At 61.8% G+C, this 16,233-nt stretch carries 17 protein-coding genes; 15 read left to right on the top strand and 2 right to left on the bottom strand.

Annotation, left to right across the window (positions count from 1 at the left end):
• Positions 1-244 precede the first annotated feature (244 nt).
• The 6 genes from ACJJV2_RS11110 to ACJJV2_RS11085 all read left to right on the top strand — a co-directional run bounded on the left by ACJJV2_RS11110 (position 245) and on the right by ACJJV2_RS11085 (position 3,652).
• The gene (locus tag ACJJV2_RS11110) at positions 245-913 is read left to right on the top strand and encodes a Bax inhibitor-1/YccA family protein (protein WP_054557334.1); all 669 of its coding nucleotides are present in this window, start codon (positions 245-247) and stop codon (positions 911-913) included.
• A gap of 127 nt (positions 914-1,040) precedes the next feature.
• Complete coding sequence (tusD, locus tag ACJJV2_RS11105) at positions 1,041-1,430, top strand: sulfurtransferase complex subunit TusD (RefSeq protein ID WP_043335054.1); 390 nt, start codon at positions 1,041-1,043, stop codon at positions 1,428-1,430.
• 55 nt (positions 1,431-1,485) lie between these two features.
• Complete coding sequence (gene tusC / locus ACJJV2_RS11100) at positions 1,486-1,896, top strand: sulfurtransferase complex subunit TusC (RefSeq protein ID WP_240548730.1); 411 nt, start codon at positions 1,486-1,488, stop codon at positions 1,894-1,896.
• A 121-nt stretch (positions 1,897-2,017) separates the two neighbouring features.
• The gene (gene tusB / locus ACJJV2_RS11095) at positions 2,018-2,308 is read left to right on the top strand and encodes a sulfurtransferase complex subunit TusB (protein ID WP_405280841.1); all 291 of its coding nucleotides are present in this window, start codon (positions 2,018-2,020) and stop codon (positions 2,306-2,308) included.
• A gap of 56 nt (positions 2,309-2,364) precedes the next feature.
• Positions 2,365-2,718, top strand: a complete 354-nt coding sequence (locus ACJJV2_RS11090; protein WP_166019546.1) for a TusE/DsrC/DsvC family sulfur relay protein — start codon at positions 2,365-2,367, stop codon at positions 2,716-2,718.
• A gap of 205 nt (positions 2,719-2,923) precedes the next feature.
• Positions 2,924-3,652 (top strand): YebC/PmpR family DNA-binding transcriptional regulator, encoded by a 729-nt coding sequence (locus tag ACJJV2_RS11085; protein WP_107335157.1) that lies wholly within the window; start codon positions 2,924-2,926, stop codon positions 3,650-3,652.
• Positions 3,653-3,804: 152 nt separating this feature from the next.
• On the opposite strand, the gene ACJJV2_RS11080 is transcribed toward ACJJV2_RS11085, so the two are convergent.
• Positions 3,805-4,491 carry a DUF4396 domain-containing protein gene (locus ACJJV2_RS11080; protein ID WP_153635435.1) on the bottom strand — a complete coding sequence of 229 codons (687 nt, stop codon included), beginning with the start codon at positions 4,489-4,491 and terminating at the stop codon, positions 3,805-3,807.
• A 280-nt stretch (positions 4,492-4,771) separates the two neighbouring features.
• On the opposite strand from ACJJV2_RS11080, the gene ACJJV2_RS11075 reads away from it, so the two are divergent.
• The 9 genes from ACJJV2_RS11075 to ACJJV2_RS11035 all read left to right on the top strand — a co-directional run bounded on the left by ACJJV2_RS11075 (position 4,772) and on the right by ACJJV2_RS11035 (position 14,725).
• The gene (locus ACJJV2_RS11075; protein WP_052384744.1) at positions 4,772-5,368 is read left to right on the top strand and encodes a RimK/LysX family protein; all 597 of its coding nucleotides are present in this window, start codon (positions 4,772-4,774) and stop codon (positions 5,366-5,368) included.
• A gap of 69 nt (positions 5,369-5,437) precedes the next feature.
• Positions 5,438-5,833, top strand: coding sequence for a thiol-disulfide oxidoreductase DCC family protein (locus ACJJV2_RS11070; RefSeq protein WP_405280836.1), 396 nt, complete (start codon positions 5,438-5,440; stop codon positions 5,831-5,833).
• A gap of 140 nt (positions 5,834-5,973) precedes the next feature.
• Positions 5,974-6,855, top strand: coding sequence for a siderophore-iron reductase FhuF (fhuF, locus tag ACJJV2_RS11065; protein WP_405280833.1), 882 nt, complete (start codon positions 5,974-5,976; stop codon positions 6,853-6,855).
• A gap of 136 nt (positions 6,856-6,991) precedes the next feature.
• Complete coding sequence (gene rlmF, locus ACJJV2_RS11060; protein ID WP_405280830.1) at positions 6,992-8,173, top strand: 23S rRNA (adenine(1618)-N(6))-methyltransferase RlmF; 1,182 nt, start codon at positions 6,992-6,994, stop codon at positions 8,171-8,173.
• 247 nt (positions 8,174-8,420) lie between these two features.
• A complete protein-coding gene (locus tag ACJJV2_RS11055; protein WP_405280827.1) occupies positions 8,421-9,389 on the top strand; it encodes a glycosyltransferase family 2 protein in 969 nt (322 codons plus the stop codon).
• On the top strand, positions 9,389-9,865 hold the full coding sequence (locus ACJJV2_RS11050; protein ID WP_404326417.1) for a lipid-A-disaccharide synthase N-terminal domain-containing protein: 477 nt from the start codon (positions 9,389-9,391) through the stop codon (positions 9,863-9,865). Before ACJJV2_RS11055 ends, ACJJV2_RS11050 begins: the two co-directional genes overlap by 1 nt.
• A gap of 101 nt (positions 9,866-9,966) precedes the next feature.
• Positions 9,967-11,658 carry an ArnT family glycosyltransferase gene (locus ACJJV2_RS11045; RefSeq protein ID WP_405280823.1) on the top strand — a complete coding sequence of 564 codons (1,692 nt, stop codon included), beginning with the start codon at positions 9,967-9,969 and terminating at the stop codon, positions 11,656-11,658.
• Between the two features lie 113 nt (positions 11,659-11,771).
• Entirely contained in the window at positions 11,772-13,556 is a 1,785-nt protein-coding gene (locus ACJJV2_RS11040) for an ArnT family glycosyltransferase (RefSeq protein ID WP_405280820.1), read from the top strand.
• A gap of 2 nt (positions 13,557-13,558) precedes the next feature.
• On the top strand, positions 13,559-14,725 hold the full coding sequence (locus ACJJV2_RS11035; protein ID WP_405280817.1) for an NAD-dependent epimerase/dehydratase family protein: 1,167 nt from the start codon (positions 13,559-13,561) through the stop codon (positions 14,723-14,725).
• A gap of 111 nt (positions 14,726-14,836) precedes the next feature.
• Here the strand turns inward: ACJJV2_RS11035 and ACJJV2_RS11030 are convergent, their stop codons facing one another.
• Positions 14,837-16,000: an NADH:flavin oxidoreductase gene (locus ACJJV2_RS11030; protein WP_405280814.1), complete on the bottom strand. Its 1,164-nt coding sequence runs from the start codon at positions 15,998-16,000 to the stop codon at positions 14,837-14,839.
• Positions 16,001-16,233 lie beyond the last annotated feature (233 nt).

Here is a 16,233-nt window from a genome sequence, read left to right as displayed (position 1 = left end):
ATGAAATACTACGGATTTTTCAGTCAGGGTCAAGGGCTTAGCGTAAATTTCCTTGTCGTTCAGATGCTTGAAAGGTCGCACATGCCACAATGGCTGCGGAGACTGACGATGTCGTTGCCTTGCACGCGCCGGATGGTTGCCTCAATAGGGCTTTTCATCGTTCTGTCTCTTGATTAGGCAAACCCCTGAGGGCATGCTGGGGTCAAATCGATGAATCCATCGTAGCAACCTGAGGATAGACACCATGGCTAACAGCTCCTGGCAGGTCTCGCAGGATACCGCGAGCCGCTCGCTCAGTACTCACAAGGTACTGCGCAACACTTACATGATGCTGGCAATGACGCTGCTGTTCTCCGCGCTGACCGCTGGCGTGGCGATGAGCATGGGCGTCGGCCGCATGAACATCTTCGTGCTGCTGATCGGTGCCTACGGCCTGATGTTCCTGGTCCACAAGACCGCGAACTCCACCGCCGGCATCTTCGCGACCTTCGCCTTCACCGGCTTCATGGGCTTCACGCTCGGCCCGGTACTGAATGCCTACCTGAGCCTGCCCAACGGTGGCCAGCTGGTGATGACCGCGCTCGGCATGACCGGCATCACCTTCGCCGGCCTGTCCGCGGTGGCACTTGTGACGCGCAAGGACTTCTCGTTCCTGGGCAACTTCCTGTTCGCCGGCGCCATCGTGCTGATTCTGGCGATGCTGGCAGCGATGATCTTCAACATCAGCGGCCTGGCACTGGCTGTCTCCGCCGGCTTCGTGCTGTTCGCCTCCGCGGCGATCCTGTTCGAGACCAGCCAGATCATCCACGGCGGGCAGACCAACTACCTGCTGGCGACGGTGAGCCTGTACGTCTCCATCTACAACATGTTCGTCAGCCTGCTGGCCCTGCTGGGCTTCGCTTCCGACGATTGATCGTCAAGCGAAGGAGCATGAGACCTGCAAACGACCCCGCCTCGGCGGGGTCGTTTGCGTTCGGGTGTCAGGTGGCGTGACTCGCGCTAGAATGGCGCCCATTCATGAGCAGTCACACGAGGTTCGCATGCGTTATGCTCTGGCCGTCTACGGCGGCCCCTACAGCCAGCAGGCCAGCCATTCGGCGCTGCGCTTTGCCGACGCCCTGCTGGCGCGCGGCCATCAGCTGACCACGGTGTTCTTCTATCACGATGGCGTCTACAACGCCGCCAACATGATGGCACCGCCCCAGGACGAGCCGCATCTGCGCGATCGCTGGCTGTCGCTTGCCGAGAATCACGCCACCCGCCTGCAGGTGTGTGTCGCGGCGGGCCTGAGACGCGGCATGCTCGATGAGCGCGAAGCGGCGCGGCATGGCAAGCAGGGGCATACCCTCGAGGCGCCGTTCGAGCTGACGGGGCTGGGCCAGCTGGTCGAGGCGACGCTGGACAATGACCACCTGATCACCTTTGCATGACGTCATTTCTTGTCGTCACTGATGATGATGTCACTTATCGAGTGAGGAGCAGACCATGAGCGATGTGATGACGGCACCCCTGGCAGGCGATGACGCCGGGATAGCCGCCGGTGATCTGCTGGTCATGCTGCGCCATGGCCCGCATGGCAGCAGCTGGCTGCGCGAGGGACTGGAGGCGGCGATGGTCGCGGCGGCCTTCGGGCGCGAGGTCGGGCTGCTGTTCACCGGCGATGGCGTGATGGCGCTGCTGGAAGGGCAGCAGGTCGGGCCGCTGGGGCAGAAGGGCAGTGACAACCTGCTGGCGGCGCTTGAGATGTATGACGTCGAGCGCTGCTACGTCGATGCGGCGGCGCTGCGCGCACGGGGCCTGACAGCGCAGGATGTCACGCTGTTGCCGGTCACGCTGCTCGAGCACGACGAGGTGGTCGCGCTGACCACCGCGTTCTCGCGCGTGCTGAGCTTCTGACACGTCACTGCCGCCAACGCTGGCGACTGATATGCTCGCATCAGTTTCCTGATGCCATGTCATTGATATCTCTTGATTGATGGCCAGTGGCAGTCCCAGCTTCCCCTGCCTGGATAATTGCATGAATCTACATCTACTCAATTGTTCGCCGTTCTCCAGCCGCATCCATGACGATGTGCTCAATGCCATGGGCCCGGAAGACCAGCTGCTGTTGATCGAGGATGGCGTCAATGGTGCCCTCGACAACGCCGAGCAGCACCTTGCCGGGCTTGAGGGGCGGCTGTTCGCGTTGCGCGAAGACCTCGAGTCCCGCGGCCTGCTGGGACGCTGCGCGGAGAACGTCATCGTGGTCGACGTCGACGGTTTCGTCGCCTTGACCGAGGCCGCCGACAAGACCGTCAGCTGGTTCTGAGGCGCCAGACGCTTCTCCCTTTCAATTTTCATGCAAGACAGTGAATCAGGATCTGTATGGCCAGTAGTGAAACGGTGCGCACACTGACGCTTGATGGGCGTGATATCGGACTGGATGCGGAAGGCTATCTGGTCGATCTGGATGACTGGAGCCCGGCGCTGGCGGAAATGCTGGCCGCCGAGGAGGGGCGTGAACTGACGCCGGAGCACTGGGAGGTGATCGAGGTGTTGCGCGACTTCTATCAGCGCTTCTCGCTCTCGCCGGCCATGCGCCCGCTGAGCAAGGCGATGACCCAGCGCTTTGGCCCCGACAAGGGCCGCTCGCTGCATCTGATGCGGCTGTTCCCGGACAGTCCGCCCAAGGTGGGCGCGCGCATCGCCGGGCTGCCCAAGCCGACCAACTGTCTGTGACGGTCAGCCGCATGCATGAGTCGCCTTGCCCGTCGTGGTGCGCTGCGCTCAACGCGCAAGACCCGGCACGGATGGCGACGTACGGCGTTGTCTGCGTTACTATTCGTCACAGCGTTGCGGTGTTGGCCAGGAGGCCGATGCTGCTTCAGGTCCCGCGACATGGTCGCAAGGGCATTTGAATTCAGGCGGACAAGAGTCGACTTGCATGGGAAGAGCATTCCAGAACCGTAAAGAATCAATGGCGCGTACCTCTCTCAACAAGGCACGCGTGTATTCACGTTACGGGCGCGAGATTTACGTCTCGGCCAAGAGCGGTGGCCTCGACCCCAGCGGCAACCTGAGCCTGCGTCGTCTCATCGAGAAGGCCAAGAAGGACCAGGTGCCGACTCACGTCATCGACAAGGCGATCGACAAGGCCAAGGGCACCGGCGGCGAAGACTTCGCTCTGGCGCGCTATGAAGGCTTTGGTCCGGGCAACGTCATGGTCATCGTTGATTGTCTGACCGACAACAACAACCGCACCTTCGGCGAAGTCCGCACCTGCTTCAACAAGGGCAAGGGCAAGCTGGGCGCGCAGGGTTCGGTGTCGCACATGTTCGACCACCGCGCCATCCTGGCCTTCAAGGGCGCGGAAGAGGACGAGGAAAAGGTCCTGGAAGCGCTGATGGAGGCCGACGTCGATGTCAGTGACATCGAGCTCGACGAAGGCATCATCACGGTTCTCGCGCCGACGACCGAGTACTTCAAGGCCAAGGGTGCGCTGACCGACATCTACGGTGAAGACCTCGACTTCGAAGTCGATGAGATCAGCTTCATTCCGCAGATCCATACCGAAGTCGGCGGCGATGACGCCGAGCTGCTCAACAAGATGCTCGAGCTGCTGGACGATTGTGAAGACGTGCAGCAGGTCTATCACAACGGCGAGTTCGTCTAGGTCAGCGTCTTGAACGTGATGCGACTGACGGCTTCACGCTGACTGGGATGCGAATGTCAGTGTGAGAGGTCAGTCAGAGAAAAGCCCCGTCGGCATGCCGACGGGGCTTTTTCATGTCTCGACACTCTGCACGTATCGACAGTACGCGCGCTTCAGCAATGTGCGTGATGCTGCGCTTGCGGGTCCGTCTCGCGTGGGTCCGCCATGCCACCCTTGACGCCGTGCTTCACCAGCCAGACGTTGACGGGCCAGGCGGCGAGCAGCCCCAGACTCAGGGAAATGATCAGCGAGTTCCAGAACAGCGGCTGGTGCATGCCGGCGCCGCCCGCAAGCCAGAGGTCCACGGAGATCGCCACCACTTCCATCACCACGATGGAGGCCGTCTCGCTCTTGAAGGCATCACGAATTACCTGCGGCTTGTCATCACTGCCGCCCTGCAGCATCGGGCCGACCGTCAGCAGGAAGCCGAACAGGTAAGCGAAGATGAAGGTGATGATCGCGGTGGAGATATTGCCCATGGCCAACAGGCCCACCGCCAGGCTGACGCCGACGAATTCCCCCAGTCCGCAGCCTGAATAGCAGTGCGCGACGCTTCTCAGCCCCTTGCGGGCATCACCGTTGGCGGCGATCTGGCGACGACCGGCAAAGCGATAGACCAGCAGGCCCACGACGCCGGAGTAGAGCGTGGTCAGACCCCACACCCACTTCATCATCGGGGCCAGGTGAGCATTCTTCGTGGTCAGGTCACGCACGACCCAGATCAGCGCCGGTACCATCAGCAACAGCCAGCACAGCAGCAGGCTCCAGTGGGAAAGTGACTCACGTAATAGATCTTGCATGGTGACCCCCGTCGAGTGGATGTCGCAGATGGCCGTGCGCCGATAGCAATACGCTGATAGCAGTACGCTGATGACGCGGCCCTCCTTGATAGCTGGTGGGGGCAGTGCATCATATCAAGGGTGGCTGGTCATCGCCTGCTCGCAACCGCCCGTTGCTTTCGCCTGATAGGGTGACAGACGAGGGTGTGTTCTCACGCCTTGTTAACCTTGGCGCAAGCCTCCATGGTGAAGGATGTCGGGCATTGCCCTTGCAATGTCGCCACTTTTCCCAGGAGTCACCATGTCGAGACACGCTGCTACATCCCTTGCGCGCGCCGCCCGTCAATTCGCCGGTGTCGGCTTGATTGCCTCGCTCGCCGCGCCAGCCGTGGCCCAGGCGGCAGACGACAAGGTCTTCGGCTGGGTGGAAAAGGCGACCATCGAGCCGTGGGGCGTGATGGTGAAGGCCAAGCTGGATAGCGGCGCGCTGACCTCCTCGATGCATGCCGAGAATATCGAGACCTTCGAGCGTGATGACGAGGAGTGGGTGCGTTTCGATGTGGAAGTCGAGGACGAAGCCAAGGGTGACAAGGTTGAGAACACCTTCGAGCGCCCCCTGTATCGCGACCTGACGGTGTCCGGCGCAGGCGGACGCGATACGCGCCCGGTGGTGCTGATGACGCTGTGCATGGGCGGCGAGCGCTACGAGGAGCAGTTCAGTCTGCGCGATCGTGATGGCATGAATTACCCGGTGCTGCTGGGGCGCCGCACCATCCAGAGCCTGGGTGTACTCGATGTGCGCAAGACCTTCCAGACCAGCCCGGACTGTGCCGAGGACGCGCCGCTGCATCGCTATGAAGACAAGGAATATTCCGACCGCATCGGCGCGGCGTCCTGATCTGATGTCGCTCTGAACGCTCATTGAGGAACGCGTACCGCGCACATTCATCACAAGAGGGAGGCCAGCATGTCGGGTACCGCCAGCCAGCGACCTCAGCGTGACGGTTTGCCACTCATCAGGATCTACTACGACGCGCGCTGCCCGGTGTGTCGTCGTGAACGCGCCCGCTACGAGCGGCTGTCGCGCCAAGACGCCAACGTGGAGTGGTGGGATGCGACGGATAACGCCGAGCATCTCGCCGCTCGCGGCATCGGCCTTAAGCAGGCATTGCTGTCGTTGCATGTCGAGACAGCGCAAGGGCAGATCTGTGAGGGCATGCCAGCGTATCGCCTGCTGCTTGCGCGCATCCCCGGTCTTGCCTGGCTGGGGTGGCTGATCACGCGGCCGCTGATCGAGCCGGCGCTGACGCGAGTCTACGATGCCTGGGTGCGTCGTCGGCTGTGTCGAGATGGCAGGCTGTGAGTGCCGGCGAGCCCGACGCAGCGAGCTGGAAGCCCATTGGAAGCCCTGCTGGTTCATCATGCTTTTTTGATATGCAAATGCTAATAGTTTTCGTTAGTATGTGAGGCACTGTCTGTTTCTTCACGTCTGCGAGCTTCCCGATGATCGACGCGCTTTCCCCGCTCTTTGCCGGTCCGATGGTTGCCTATCGGGACCTGATCACTACCTACACTCAGGTGCAGGCAGATGATGAGGCGTCGCTCCAGCGTGTCGTGCCGGCGCGCGATGTGCTCAGCCCCGGGTGGCTGGCGGCGTGCATCGCCGCGCATGGCATGCAGTACGAGGCCAGCCCGGCAGACGCCGCCTCCCACCACAGCGCCCCCGATGAACAGGCGCTGCTATCCCAGTGGTCCAAGTACCTGTTGTCCTCGATGGTATCGCTGCCGCTGGCGGCCAACCTGCTGCTGGATCATCAACTGCCGCTGGAGCTGCGACATCTTTCGCTGCGCCTTGGCGAGCATGGCGTGGTCACGCAGCTGATACTCGATGATGCGGCGGGGCAGGGCACAAGCCTCCCGGCGGAGATCGAGTCGGCCGATGAGGCGACGCGCCTCCAAGCGCGCTTTCAGGGCTACCTGGCGCATCTTGAGGCCGTCATCGAGCGCCTCGTGCCGCACACTGCGCTGGGGCCCAAGGTCTTCTGGAGCAACGCGGCGCATTACTTCGTCTATATCGTCGGCATGCTGGAAGAGCAGGGCTGGGTCGCGCAGGCGGCGCCGGCACGTCAGCTGATGGCGACCAGAATTCTGGCCGACGGGCGGCGCAATCCGCTCTATCAGCCGGTCAGCGACGTGATGGACCGCCACGGCGAACGGCATACGCCGCGCAAGGTGTGCTGCGTGCGTTATCGCATCGAGTGTCTGGGCTATTGCAGCAATTGTCCGCTGAGCATCGAGCGCGCCACGGCACGTCGCGCCCAGACACGTCGGGTCGATCAGCGTGCCAACTCGCGCGCGGCGCTGATCGGTAGCGACCTGTCCTGAGCAGTAGCGGCCCACCCTGATAGCTAGAGGCTTGATAGCTAGGGGCTTGATAGGTAGCGTCCTGAGCGTCAGCGGTCTGTGTTGATCGGCGCCCTCTGTTAAGATGGCGTCCCCTGTCATTGTCCGGTATGTCGTCATGTCCTCGTCTTCGCGCCGCCCACGCGGTGCTTCCCTCGCCAAGTCCGGCGCATCCTCCCGACACGACTCGTCTGACAGTCGTCAGCAGGCCACCCCGGCTGACCGTCGTGATCCGGCCGCCCGCGCGAAGTCCAGCGCGGCCAAGGCACCTTCCGTCAAAGCGCCTGCCATCAAGGCGCCTTCCATCAAGGTGATTCCGGCTCGCAAGGGGCAGCTGCATCCCCGCAACCCGCACCGTGGGCGCTATGACATGGCCGCGCTGGTCAAGGCGAGCCCAGCACTGGCGGCCTTCGTGATCAAGACACCCGCTGGCAGCGAGTCCATCGACTTCGCCGATCCCGTGGCGGTCAAGGCGCTCAATCGGGCCCTGTTGAGTCGCCATTACGGTATCGCCCATTGGGACATCCCCGCCGGCTATCTGTGCCCGCCCATCCCCGGGCGTGCCGATTATCTGCATTACCTGGCGGACCTGATCAGTGAGGCGAATGGCGGACAGCTGCCGGCGGGTGAGCACGTGCGCGCGCTGGATATCGGCACCGGCGCCAACCTCATCTACCCCCTGCTGGGCAATCGCAGCTTTGGCTGGCAGATGGTCGGCAGTGATATCAGCGCGCAGGCGATCGACTCGGCTCGCGCGATTCTAAGCGCCAATGTGCGCCTCAAGGGCCAGATCGAGGTGCGTCTGCAGGCTGATCGCACGCGCCACTTCGCAGGGATCTGGGGCGCGGATGAGTGTTTTGATCTGGTGCTGTGCAATCCGCCGTTCCATGCCAGCGAAGCCGATATGGCGCGGGAATCGCAGCGCAAATGGCGCGGGCTCGACAAGTCGCGCCAGCAGCGCGGCAATGCCTCACGCAAGGGTGGCTCACGCACTGCGCCTGCGCTGAATTTCGCGGGTCAGGCGGCCGAGCTCTGGTGTCCGGGCGGGGAAGAAGCCTTCGTCACCCGCATGATCCAGGAGAGCCGCAACGTCGCCACGCAGTGCCTGTGGTTCACCTCGCTGGTCGCGCATTCGGCGAGCCTGACCGGCATCAGGAAAGCCCTCAAGCACAGTGGCGCCAGCGAGGGCAGGGTGATCGAGATGTCCCAGGGGCAGAAGGTCAGCCGCTTCGTCGCCTGGTCGTATCTCACGCCCGACCAGCGTCGGCAGTGGGGGCGGGATCACTGGCAAGGGAAGTGAAGCGTCTGTCATAGCCGTATCAAGAGAGTCTTCGACTCAATGATGTCTTTGCATTGAAGCCCCCGTCGCCCAGCGCGACGGGGGCTTCTTGCATTGGCGGTTGTCATCCGCGCTTCACTTAAGCCTGTCTTAATAGTTTGCGGGCAAACTTTCTGCCAGAAACGCACAGCTTGCCGGTTCCGATCGCTGCAGGATCTGACATCTATCCGGCTTGCTCGACGCCCAGTCATTGCTCAGGAGTTATTCCATGAAGTCCGCGATCACCATGACATCGCCTGGTCCAGACCACCCCTGGGCGCAGGGCGAGGAGCCCTTGTGCGGAGGAGTTTCGGTGTTGATACCGGCTCGTGATGAGCGTGACAACTTGCCGGGCCTTATTGCCGAGGTGCATGAGGCGCTTGCGGGGCAGCGCTACGAGATCATCGTGGTGGATGATGGTTCCAGTGATGGCAGTTGGAGTTGGCTCAAGCAAGCTGCGCAGGAAGATTCACGATTGCGTCCCTATCACCACGGCACCAGTTTCGGACAGAGTACTTCGCTGTGGCAGGCTGCCCGGCTGGCGCGCGGTCGATGGTTGGCGACCCTGGATGGCGATGGCCAGAATGATCCAGCGGACTTGCCGGACATGTTGTCACTGGCAACGCTCGAAAAGCTCGACCTGGTGGCTGGTCATCGCACGCAACGCCGCGATGATGCCGTCAAGCGTGTGTCATCACGCTTGGCCAATGCCATCCGACAAGCGCTGCTGCAAGATGACACGCCAGATACCGGCTGCGGAATCAAGGTCATGCGTCGTGACGTCTTCCTTCGGCTGCCGTATTTCGATCACATGCATCGTTTTCTTCCGGCGTTGGTTCGCGCTCAGGGTGGCAAGGTGCAGTCATTGGCAGTCCTTCACCGCGAACGAGTGGCAGGAGTATCCAAATACGGTTTCTTCGATCGGCTCTGGGTCGGTATTGCCGATATCGTCGGAGTGATGTGGCTTGTGCGTCGCTCGCGTCTACCGTCACCGCTCGAGAATATCTTTGGCCATGCTGCCAGTGAGGCCATCGACCATGGTTCGCTGCCGTTGGTGGGGACGCCCGTGTCGACGCCTTCTGCATTCGCGCCAACAAGCCTGTTTGACTCCCCCTCTAGATATCAAGCTGATGGTCACGATGCAGCAGCAGGTGACAGCAACCCGGACCAGGCCGACGTGGCGCGGGGTGCCTGCTGATGGATGTCAGTCCGTGGTGGGTCGCTGTCGGTTTTGGAGGCCAGGCGCTGTTCTCGGCGCGTTTCATCATTCAGTGGCTGGCCAGTGAGAAGGCACGTCGTTCCATCGTTCCTCGTGCCTTCTGGTGGTTCTCGCTTGCCGGTGGCATGACGCTGCTTGCGTATGCCATCCATCGCGAGGACCCGGTATTCATTGCCGGTCAGGGGGCAGGGCTTTTCATCTATCTGCGTAATCTGAGCTTGATCAAGCGGGATCGCCGGTCACTCACGTCGCTTGGCAGCGAAGCGTCGTCCCAGGCACCGCAGGAGTCCACTGTCGTCGAACACGCTTGTGGCAAGACGGAAGAACGCGAATCGGGCACTGACGACTCCCTGAAGGCCAGGCTCGCGTCGCTGGAGATAGAAAACGCCCGACTCAAGACTGAAGTGGCACACCTCCATGCCAATCCCGTTCAGCACCAAGGGACAGGCGCATGAAGGCAATGACGCCAGCTGGCGGTGTGTACCGAAGACTTTCCCGCCATCCCTGGTGGGTCCTGGGGGCGTTGTATCTATCTGTCTCTGCCATCGGGCTTGGCATGCGTATGCCGTGGCCTGCCGATGAGCCACGCTTCGCGCTCAATGGTCTCGAGATGTGGATCACGGGGGACTGGTGGTTGCCACACCGCGCGGGAGAGCTTTATCCCGACAAGCCGCCGATCTTCATGTGGCTCAGTGCCTTGTCCACTGGCTTGGTGGGGGATATCCGCATCGGCTTTGCCCTGCCATCGCTGGTGGCCGGGGCCGCGACTCTGGGGCTGAGCGTGGACCTGATTCGCCGCCTGCATGGCCGGCACACAGCCTTCATTGCCGGGCTGTGGTTGCTCGCGTCAGTGCAGTTCATCTTGCAGGCTCGTACGGCTCAGATCGACATGCTGGTCACGGCTTTCATCCTGCTGGGTAGCTGGGGATTGTTGCGGCATGCATTGCTCAATGATGGCGTGCGCTATTTCTATCTCGGCTGCTTTGCGATGGGGCTTGGCATCCTCACCAAGGGGGTCGGGTTCCTGCCGTTGCTGATGTTGCCTTTCTGGCTGATGGCTGCGCGTCACGCATCGACTTGGCGCAGCAGTGGTCGTTGCGCAGGGCAGCTGACATCACGCGAGCTGTTGATCGGACTCTGCTGGATGCTGGCGGCTCCGCTGCTCTGGGTAGGGCCGATGCTGGTGATGTCCTTCGTGTCCGGCGATTCGGAGCTTGCCGCCTATCGCGACAACATCCTGCTCAAGCAGACCGCTGAGCGATACACCGACAGCTGGCATCATCTGAAGCCTTGGCATTACTTCCTGACCAGTGTGATTCCCTGGGCATGGATGCCGCTGCTGCTGACGCTACCCTCGTGGCCGAAGGCACTCGCTCGCCGCTTCTCGCGCCGCGATCTACGAGTCTGGCTGCCCCTGGTGGGTGCGGCATTGATGGTGGTCTTCTTCTCGTTGTCTCCAGGCAAGCGGGGAGTCTATATCCTGCCGGCGCTGCCGCTGTTGGTGATCGGCCTGGCACCCATGTTGCCGGGGTTGTCACGTAAGCCTCATGTCTCCTGGCTGGGGTTTGCACTTTGCGCCGGACTGGCAGGCATCTTCCTGATCGCGGCACTGCTCGGTGTCTTCGGGTACCCGGCATTGGCGACGCTTGCCGAAAAGGAGGGGGTGGTGCCGTGGGGGTGGTGGGGGCTGCTGGGTGTCAGCGGTATCACGCTCTGTACCTGGCTGAAACCACGGAACGGCTTGTTGGCCTTGGGGATTTGGCTCGTGGTGTTCTGGAGTCTGTGGGGCACCTGGGGGGCACGATTGATGGACCCGGTTCGCAATCCTGCCGTACTGATGGCGCAGGTTGCCGAGAAGAGCGATTACCAGGCATTGGCCATTCCCGACTTTCGTGAGCAATACATCCTGCAGGCGCGCCAGCCATTGTGGCACTTCGGTTACAAGACGCCGGAGGAAGACCAATTCTCGCGCCTCTATGCATGGCTGAAGGAGGCCCCGCAGAACCGCTGGGTCTTGTTGACACCCCGCAAGCTCAAGCGGCATGCCTGTCTGGATGGCGCACAGGCCATCACATTGAATGAGCCTGATGAGCAATGGGTACTGCTACCTGGCAGCGCGGCCGTGAAATGTCAGGGCAATCCCGATGCTGCGCCGATGTATCTGGCGCCGACCTCGGTCTCGAATGAAGCGGCACAGCTGATCGGACTTCCCCAGCGCCATACTCTGATGCCGGAGGTTCAGCCATGAAGTGTCAGAAGCAACTTTCAAGTGCGATATCCCTGGTGGGAAGGGGCTCCCATTCGTTGATCAACCTGAATGCCAGCGAGCGAATATGTTGGACGCTATGGGGAGTGTTGCTGATGTCAGCAGCGCTGGCACGACCCTATCTGCCCATCGATGAAACTCGCTATGTCTCGGTGGCATGGGAGATGTGGCATGCCGGCAGTGGGTACGTCTCGACCATGAACGGGGCGGCCTACGCTGACAAGCCGGTACTGTTGTTCTGGTTGATTCACGCCGGATGGGTGGTCTTCGGAGTCAATGATGTCTGGCCAAGATTGGTGATGCCACTGGTCAGTCTGCTGGGTATCTGGCAGATAGGGCGTGTCGCCCGCACCCTGTGGCCGGCCACTGGCCTGGCCGATGCCGAACGGCAGAGACATGAACTTTGGGTACGCATGGTGCGTTGGATGCTCGCCGGTTGTCTGATGTGGGTGCTTTATAGCCAGGCCTTGATGTTCGATGTGCTGTTGACGACGTGTCTACTGGGCGCGTTGCGGCCCTGGTGTACACCACAGGGAGGGCAGCCGTTCAGCCTGAGCGTCGTGCTCGAGAGTGGTGTGTGGCTGGGATTGGCCTTGCTGGCCAAAGGGCCGGTCGCACTCTTGTGGTTTCTGTTGGTGGTCGGCTCGCGCCCCTGGTGGACGCAAGCACAAGCCCGCGAGGTGTGGGTCTGTGAGTGGCGCGGTTGGGTGTTGAGCCTGCTGCTGGGCATCGCGGTGTTGTGCATCTGGTTGCTTCCCGCCGTCATCACTGGCCCTCCCGACTATGTCGAGGATCTGCTTTGGGGCCAGACGGCAAACCGCGTCGTCTCCGCGCAGGATCATGCTCGACCGCCATGGTGGTATCTACCGTGGCTGGCGGTGTTGATCTTCCCGCTCAGCCTGCGCCCGCGATTGCTGATCGAGGGGTTTCTGGCCTCGGTTGCTCGGCGGCCAACGTCAGAGCAACCCTTGCTGAAGCTGGGACGCTTCTGGGCACTGGGCGCACTGCTGGTCTTTTCACTTATCTCCGGCAAGCAAGTGCATTATCTGATGCCGCTACTGGTACCGGTGAGTCTGCTGCTGGCCTGGGCTGCTCTGCGCCAGCCTCCGGCTCACACATCGCTGAAACTGCTGGCAATGATCAGCGGTGGCCTGGGACTGACAAGCCTGGCGTTGGAGGTCATCGTCATGCCCGCAGGCTGGCTGACTGATGCCTCATTTCTGCCGACCAACGCAGCGCTGGTGGCTTCGGGCAACGCAAGCCTTGCGTGTCTCATGGCGGGAGCTAGCTTGCTGGCCTTGATGGTATGGCTATGGCCTTCCGTGGATGAGGCGAGACGCTCCATCACGGCTCAAACACCTGCCGCTGAGTCATTGGGCAATAGCGCGCTGAATGCTCAGCGGCGACTGGCGCTGGGCAGCGTGTTGCTGGTGACCTGCTTGCTGGCCCTGACATTGCGTCCGTTATGGCCACGTCTGGATCAGACTGCCCTGGCTCAATGGGTTCAGCACTATCAACAGGAAGGCCAGCAGGTGGCCGTCGTTGGCTGGGACTATCAGGCAACCTGGCAATTTCTGGGGCGACTGACCCAACCGCTGAAGCAGTTGAAGCGCGATTCGAGTCAGCTGGATTCCTGGCAGACAGCGCATCCCGATGGCTGGCTGATAATCGAGGCTGACAAATGTCTGCGTCTACCCGACACGCGAGGCCCTCTGGCCGGCATGCGTGATTGGTGTCAGGCGGCAGTAGACGATGGAGCCAATGCCACGCCGGTCTTTCATCAGGGACGCCACCGATTATTGACGGTACCCGCAGCGGCATTGGGCGGCCCCTCATCAGCACCAACGGCGTTGGTCATGACCGCTCAGGAGAAACGATGAGCATGAAGATACTGGTAACTGGGGCTGCAGGTTTCATTGGTGCTGCTCTGTGTGAGCGACTCTTGACGGAAGGCCTGCAGGTCGTCGGTCTCGACAATCTCAACCCCTACTATCCGTTGGCGCTGAAGCAGCACCGCCTGACACGTCTCGAAGCACTTGCCGGGCAGTGCGTTGCTGCCCCCGGGAATGCACGCCGGCTGGGCAGCTTTCGCTTCGTCAAGCTGGATCTTGTCGAACGTGAGGCGCTTCGCACATTGATGCAGGAAGAGGAGTTTGATGTCGTCGTCAATCTGGCGGCCCAGGCTGGGGTGCGCCACTCCATCACTCAGCCTTTTGATTATGTCGACAGCAACCTGGTCGGCTTCGTCAATCTTCTTGAGGCTTGTCGTGACAAGGCCCCGAGCCATTTGCTCTATGCTTCCAGCAGCTCCGTTTATGGGGATGATACCCGTCAGCCTCTGCAGGAATCCCAGGCGGGTGTACGCCCGCTCTCGCTGTACGCTGCCACGAAGCGCTCAAATGAATTGATGGCTTACAGCTACGCGCATCTCTATGGTTTACCGGTAACAGGGCTACGCTTCTTTACCGTTTATGGCGCCCGCGGGCGCCCGGACATGGCGCCACTTCGTTTCGCACGCAAGCTGCTGGCCGACGAGGTGATCGATGTCTACAACCATGGACAGATGGCACGTGATTTCACCCATGTCAGTGATATCGTGGAGGGCATCTACCGGCTTATGCTCCTGCCGCCGACGCAGGAAATGAATGCCGCTCCCTCGCGTGTCCTGAACCTCGGGCGTGGCGAGCCCATCGCATTGGGGAACTTCATCAATGGCCTCGAGGCAGCGCTGGGTGTCCCGGCTCGCAAGCGTCTGCTGCCGATGCAGCCAGGGGACGTCGAGCGTACCTGGGCAGATACCTCGACACTCGAGAGGCTGACCGGCTTTCGCCCCAGTGTCAGTCTTGCCACAGGGCTTGAGGAGTTGGCTGAGTGGGCGCAACAGTATCCGTCACTGCTGAGAGAAACCGATGATGAGCAATCGCCACGGGTGGGATGTCCTGACGAAGCAGGCGTCGCTGCAGGTAGACATTCTGGACGCATGACAAAGGCCGGCATGTCCGCCATGACGGCCTTGGCCTTCAGTAGTGGAACTCTTTTGAAGGCCTGAGTGGGATCAGCGGCTGTATATCTGAGGTCAGGTCGAGAAGAGGCCAGCCCCAATGCAAGGAGCCCTGCCAGTGAACTGGCGGGCTCCTTGTATCTTGCCTGTCAGCCGCTATCAGCAGCGACCCTCGCAGTTGGCAGGCTTGTCATTGGCGATGCGCCAGTCTTCCTCGTTGGCCAGCGTGGCCAGCGGCGACAGCATCGAGAAGTCGAACTCGGTGAGGCAGGTGCCGCGTTGTACGCGCTTGGGCCAGTCATGATTGGCCAGCGCCGAGCGACCGATGGCGACCAGGTCCGCGTGCTGCAGGGCGGCCTGCGCCTTCGCGACGCTGGCGACATTGCCATTGGTGATCAGGCTCACCTCGGCAGCCTTCTCGCTGCGCACCTGTGCCGCCAGTGCGGTCAGGCTGAGGCTGCGCTCACGCTCGTCGTCTGCCTCGGGGAAGGCGGGAGCATCGACATCGCTGCCGGTCAGGTGCAGGAAATCCAGCCCGGCCTCCATCAGCTTGGCGAGGCGCTCGCGGGCCTTGTCAGGGCCGCCCTGCCAGGTGAGCTCCGGCTCGGTCACGGTGCCCTGGGACAGGCGCATGCCGATGGCGAAGTCGGCGCCAACCGCCTCACGCACGCTGCGGATGACCGCCAGCGGGAAGGCCAGACGCGCGATGGCGTCGCCGCCCCAGGCATCGTCACGCTGATTGAAGCGCTCACTGATGAACTGGTGGATCAGGTAGCCGTTGGCACCATGCAGCTCGATACCATCGAAGCCGGCTTCCTTGGCGCGACGGGCGCTGGTGGCAAAGCTGGCGATCGCGTCATGGATCTCCGCTTCGCTGATCTCGCGGGCCAGCGGGAAGGGGCCGGAGCCACCGTAGAAGCTGAGCATCTCGCCACTGGCGCGGCTCTCGGAGGGGGCGACGACCTCATCCTTGAAGCGGTTGTGCTGGGTCTGGGCGCCGGCATGCATCAGCTGGGCGATGATACGGCCACCTTGTTGATGCACGGCGTCGACCACCGGACGCCAGCTGTCCAGCTGTGCCTGGTTGGCCAGCCCCGGCTGGTTGGCGTAGCCCTGGCTGAAGGCTTCATCGGTGTAGATGCCTTCGGTGATCAGCAGCGAGAAGTTGCCCCGCGCGAAATCGCGATAGTAATCGACCATGTCAAAGTGCACCTGGCCGTCATCCTGCGCGCTGGTACGCGTCATGGGGGCGAGCACCAGGCGATTGCTGAGCTCAAGCCCGGCGAAGGCATGGGGGGTGAACAGTGCGGTGGTATCTGTCATCTAGTACGTCTCCCGCGGAAAGCATTCCGCTGTCGTATCCGGTCGTAGGCCCTGAGCGTCTGCGTGCACAAAGAGGTGAAGATCGACGCAGTGCGGTGGCCCGAATGAATGATCGACGGATCATCTGTATGCCCTATATCGTGCCTGCCGCACCTGGGTGTCACAAGCCGGAACGCTGGAAGGAGAGTGTTGTCGTTTTGACAACCTGTGCATGTAATTGACTGAATTTGCGA

It is taken from the genome of Cobetia sp. Ld8, assembly GCF_045066615.1.
Lineage (GTDB): Bacteria > Pseudomonadota > Gammaproteobacteria > Pseudomonadales > Halomonadaceae > Cobetia > Cobetia amphilecti.
Note: the sequence above shows the minus strand (reverse complement) of the source record. Positions and strands in the feature narration are given on the sequence as shown.

Coding starts and splice junctions, on each gene's coding strand:
- ACJJV2_RS11110 (WP_054557334.1), top strand. CDS start 245: ATGGCTAACAGCTCCTGGCAGGTCTCGCAGGATACCGCGAGCCGCTCG.
- tusD (WP_043335054.1), top strand. CDS start 1,041: ATGCGTTATGCTCTGGCCGTCTACGGCGGCCCCTACAGCCAGCAGGCC.
- tusC (WP_240548730.1), top strand. CDS start 1,486: ATGAGCGATGTGATGACGGCACCCCTGGCAGGCGATGACGCCGGGATA.
- tusB (WP_405280841.1), top strand. CDS start 2,018: ATGAATCTACATCTACTCAATTGTTCGCCGTTCTCCAGCCGCATCCAT.
- ACJJV2_RS11090 (WP_166019546.1), top strand. CDS start 2,365: ATGGCCAGTAGTGAAACGGTGCGCACACTGACGCTTGATGGGCGTGAT.
- ACJJV2_RS11085 (WP_107335157.1), top strand. CDS start 2,924: ATGGGAAGAGCATTCCAGAACCGTAAAGAATCAATGGCGCGTACCTCT.
- ACJJV2_RS11080 (WP_153635435.1), bottom strand. CDS start 4,491: ATGCAAGATCTATTACGTGAGTCACTTTCCCACTGGAGCCTGCTGCTG.
- ACJJV2_RS11075 (WP_052384744.1), top strand. CDS start 4,772: ATGTCGAGACACGCTGCTACATCCCTTGCGCGCGCCGCCCGTCAATTC.
- ACJJV2_RS11070 (WP_405280836.1), top strand. CDS start 5,438: ATGTCGGGTACCGCCAGCCAGCGACCTCAGCGTGACGGTTTGCCACTC.
- fhuF (WP_405280833.1), top strand. CDS start 5,974: ATGATCGACGCGCTTTCCCCGCTCTTTGCCGGTCCGATGGTTGCCTAT.
- rlmF (WP_405280830.1), top strand. CDS start 6,992: ATGTCCTCGTCTTCGCGCCGCCCACGCGGTGCTTCCCTCGCCAAGTCC.
- ACJJV2_RS11055 (WP_405280827.1), top strand. CDS start 8,421: ATGAAGTCCGCGATCACCATGACATCGCCTGGTCCAGACCACCCCTGG.
- ACJJV2_RS11050 (WP_404326417.1), top strand. CDS start 9,389: ATGGATGTCAGTCCGTGGTGGGTCGCTGTCGGTTTTGGAGGCCAGGCG.
- ACJJV2_RS11045 (WP_405280823.1), top strand. CDS start 9,967: ATGCGTATGCCGTGGCCTGCCGATGAGCCACGCTTCGCGCTCAATGGT.
- ACJJV2_RS11040 (WP_405280820.1), top strand. CDS start 11,772: ATGTCAGCAGCGCTGGCACGACCCTATCTGCCCATCGATGAAACTCGC.
- ACJJV2_RS11035 (WP_405280817.1), top strand. CDS start 13,559: ATGAAGATACTGGTAACTGGGGCTGCAGGTTTCATTGGTGCTGCTCTG.
- ACJJV2_RS11030 (WP_405280814.1), bottom strand. CDS start 16,000: ATGACAGATACCACCGCACTGTTCACCCCCCATGCCTTCGCCGGGCTT.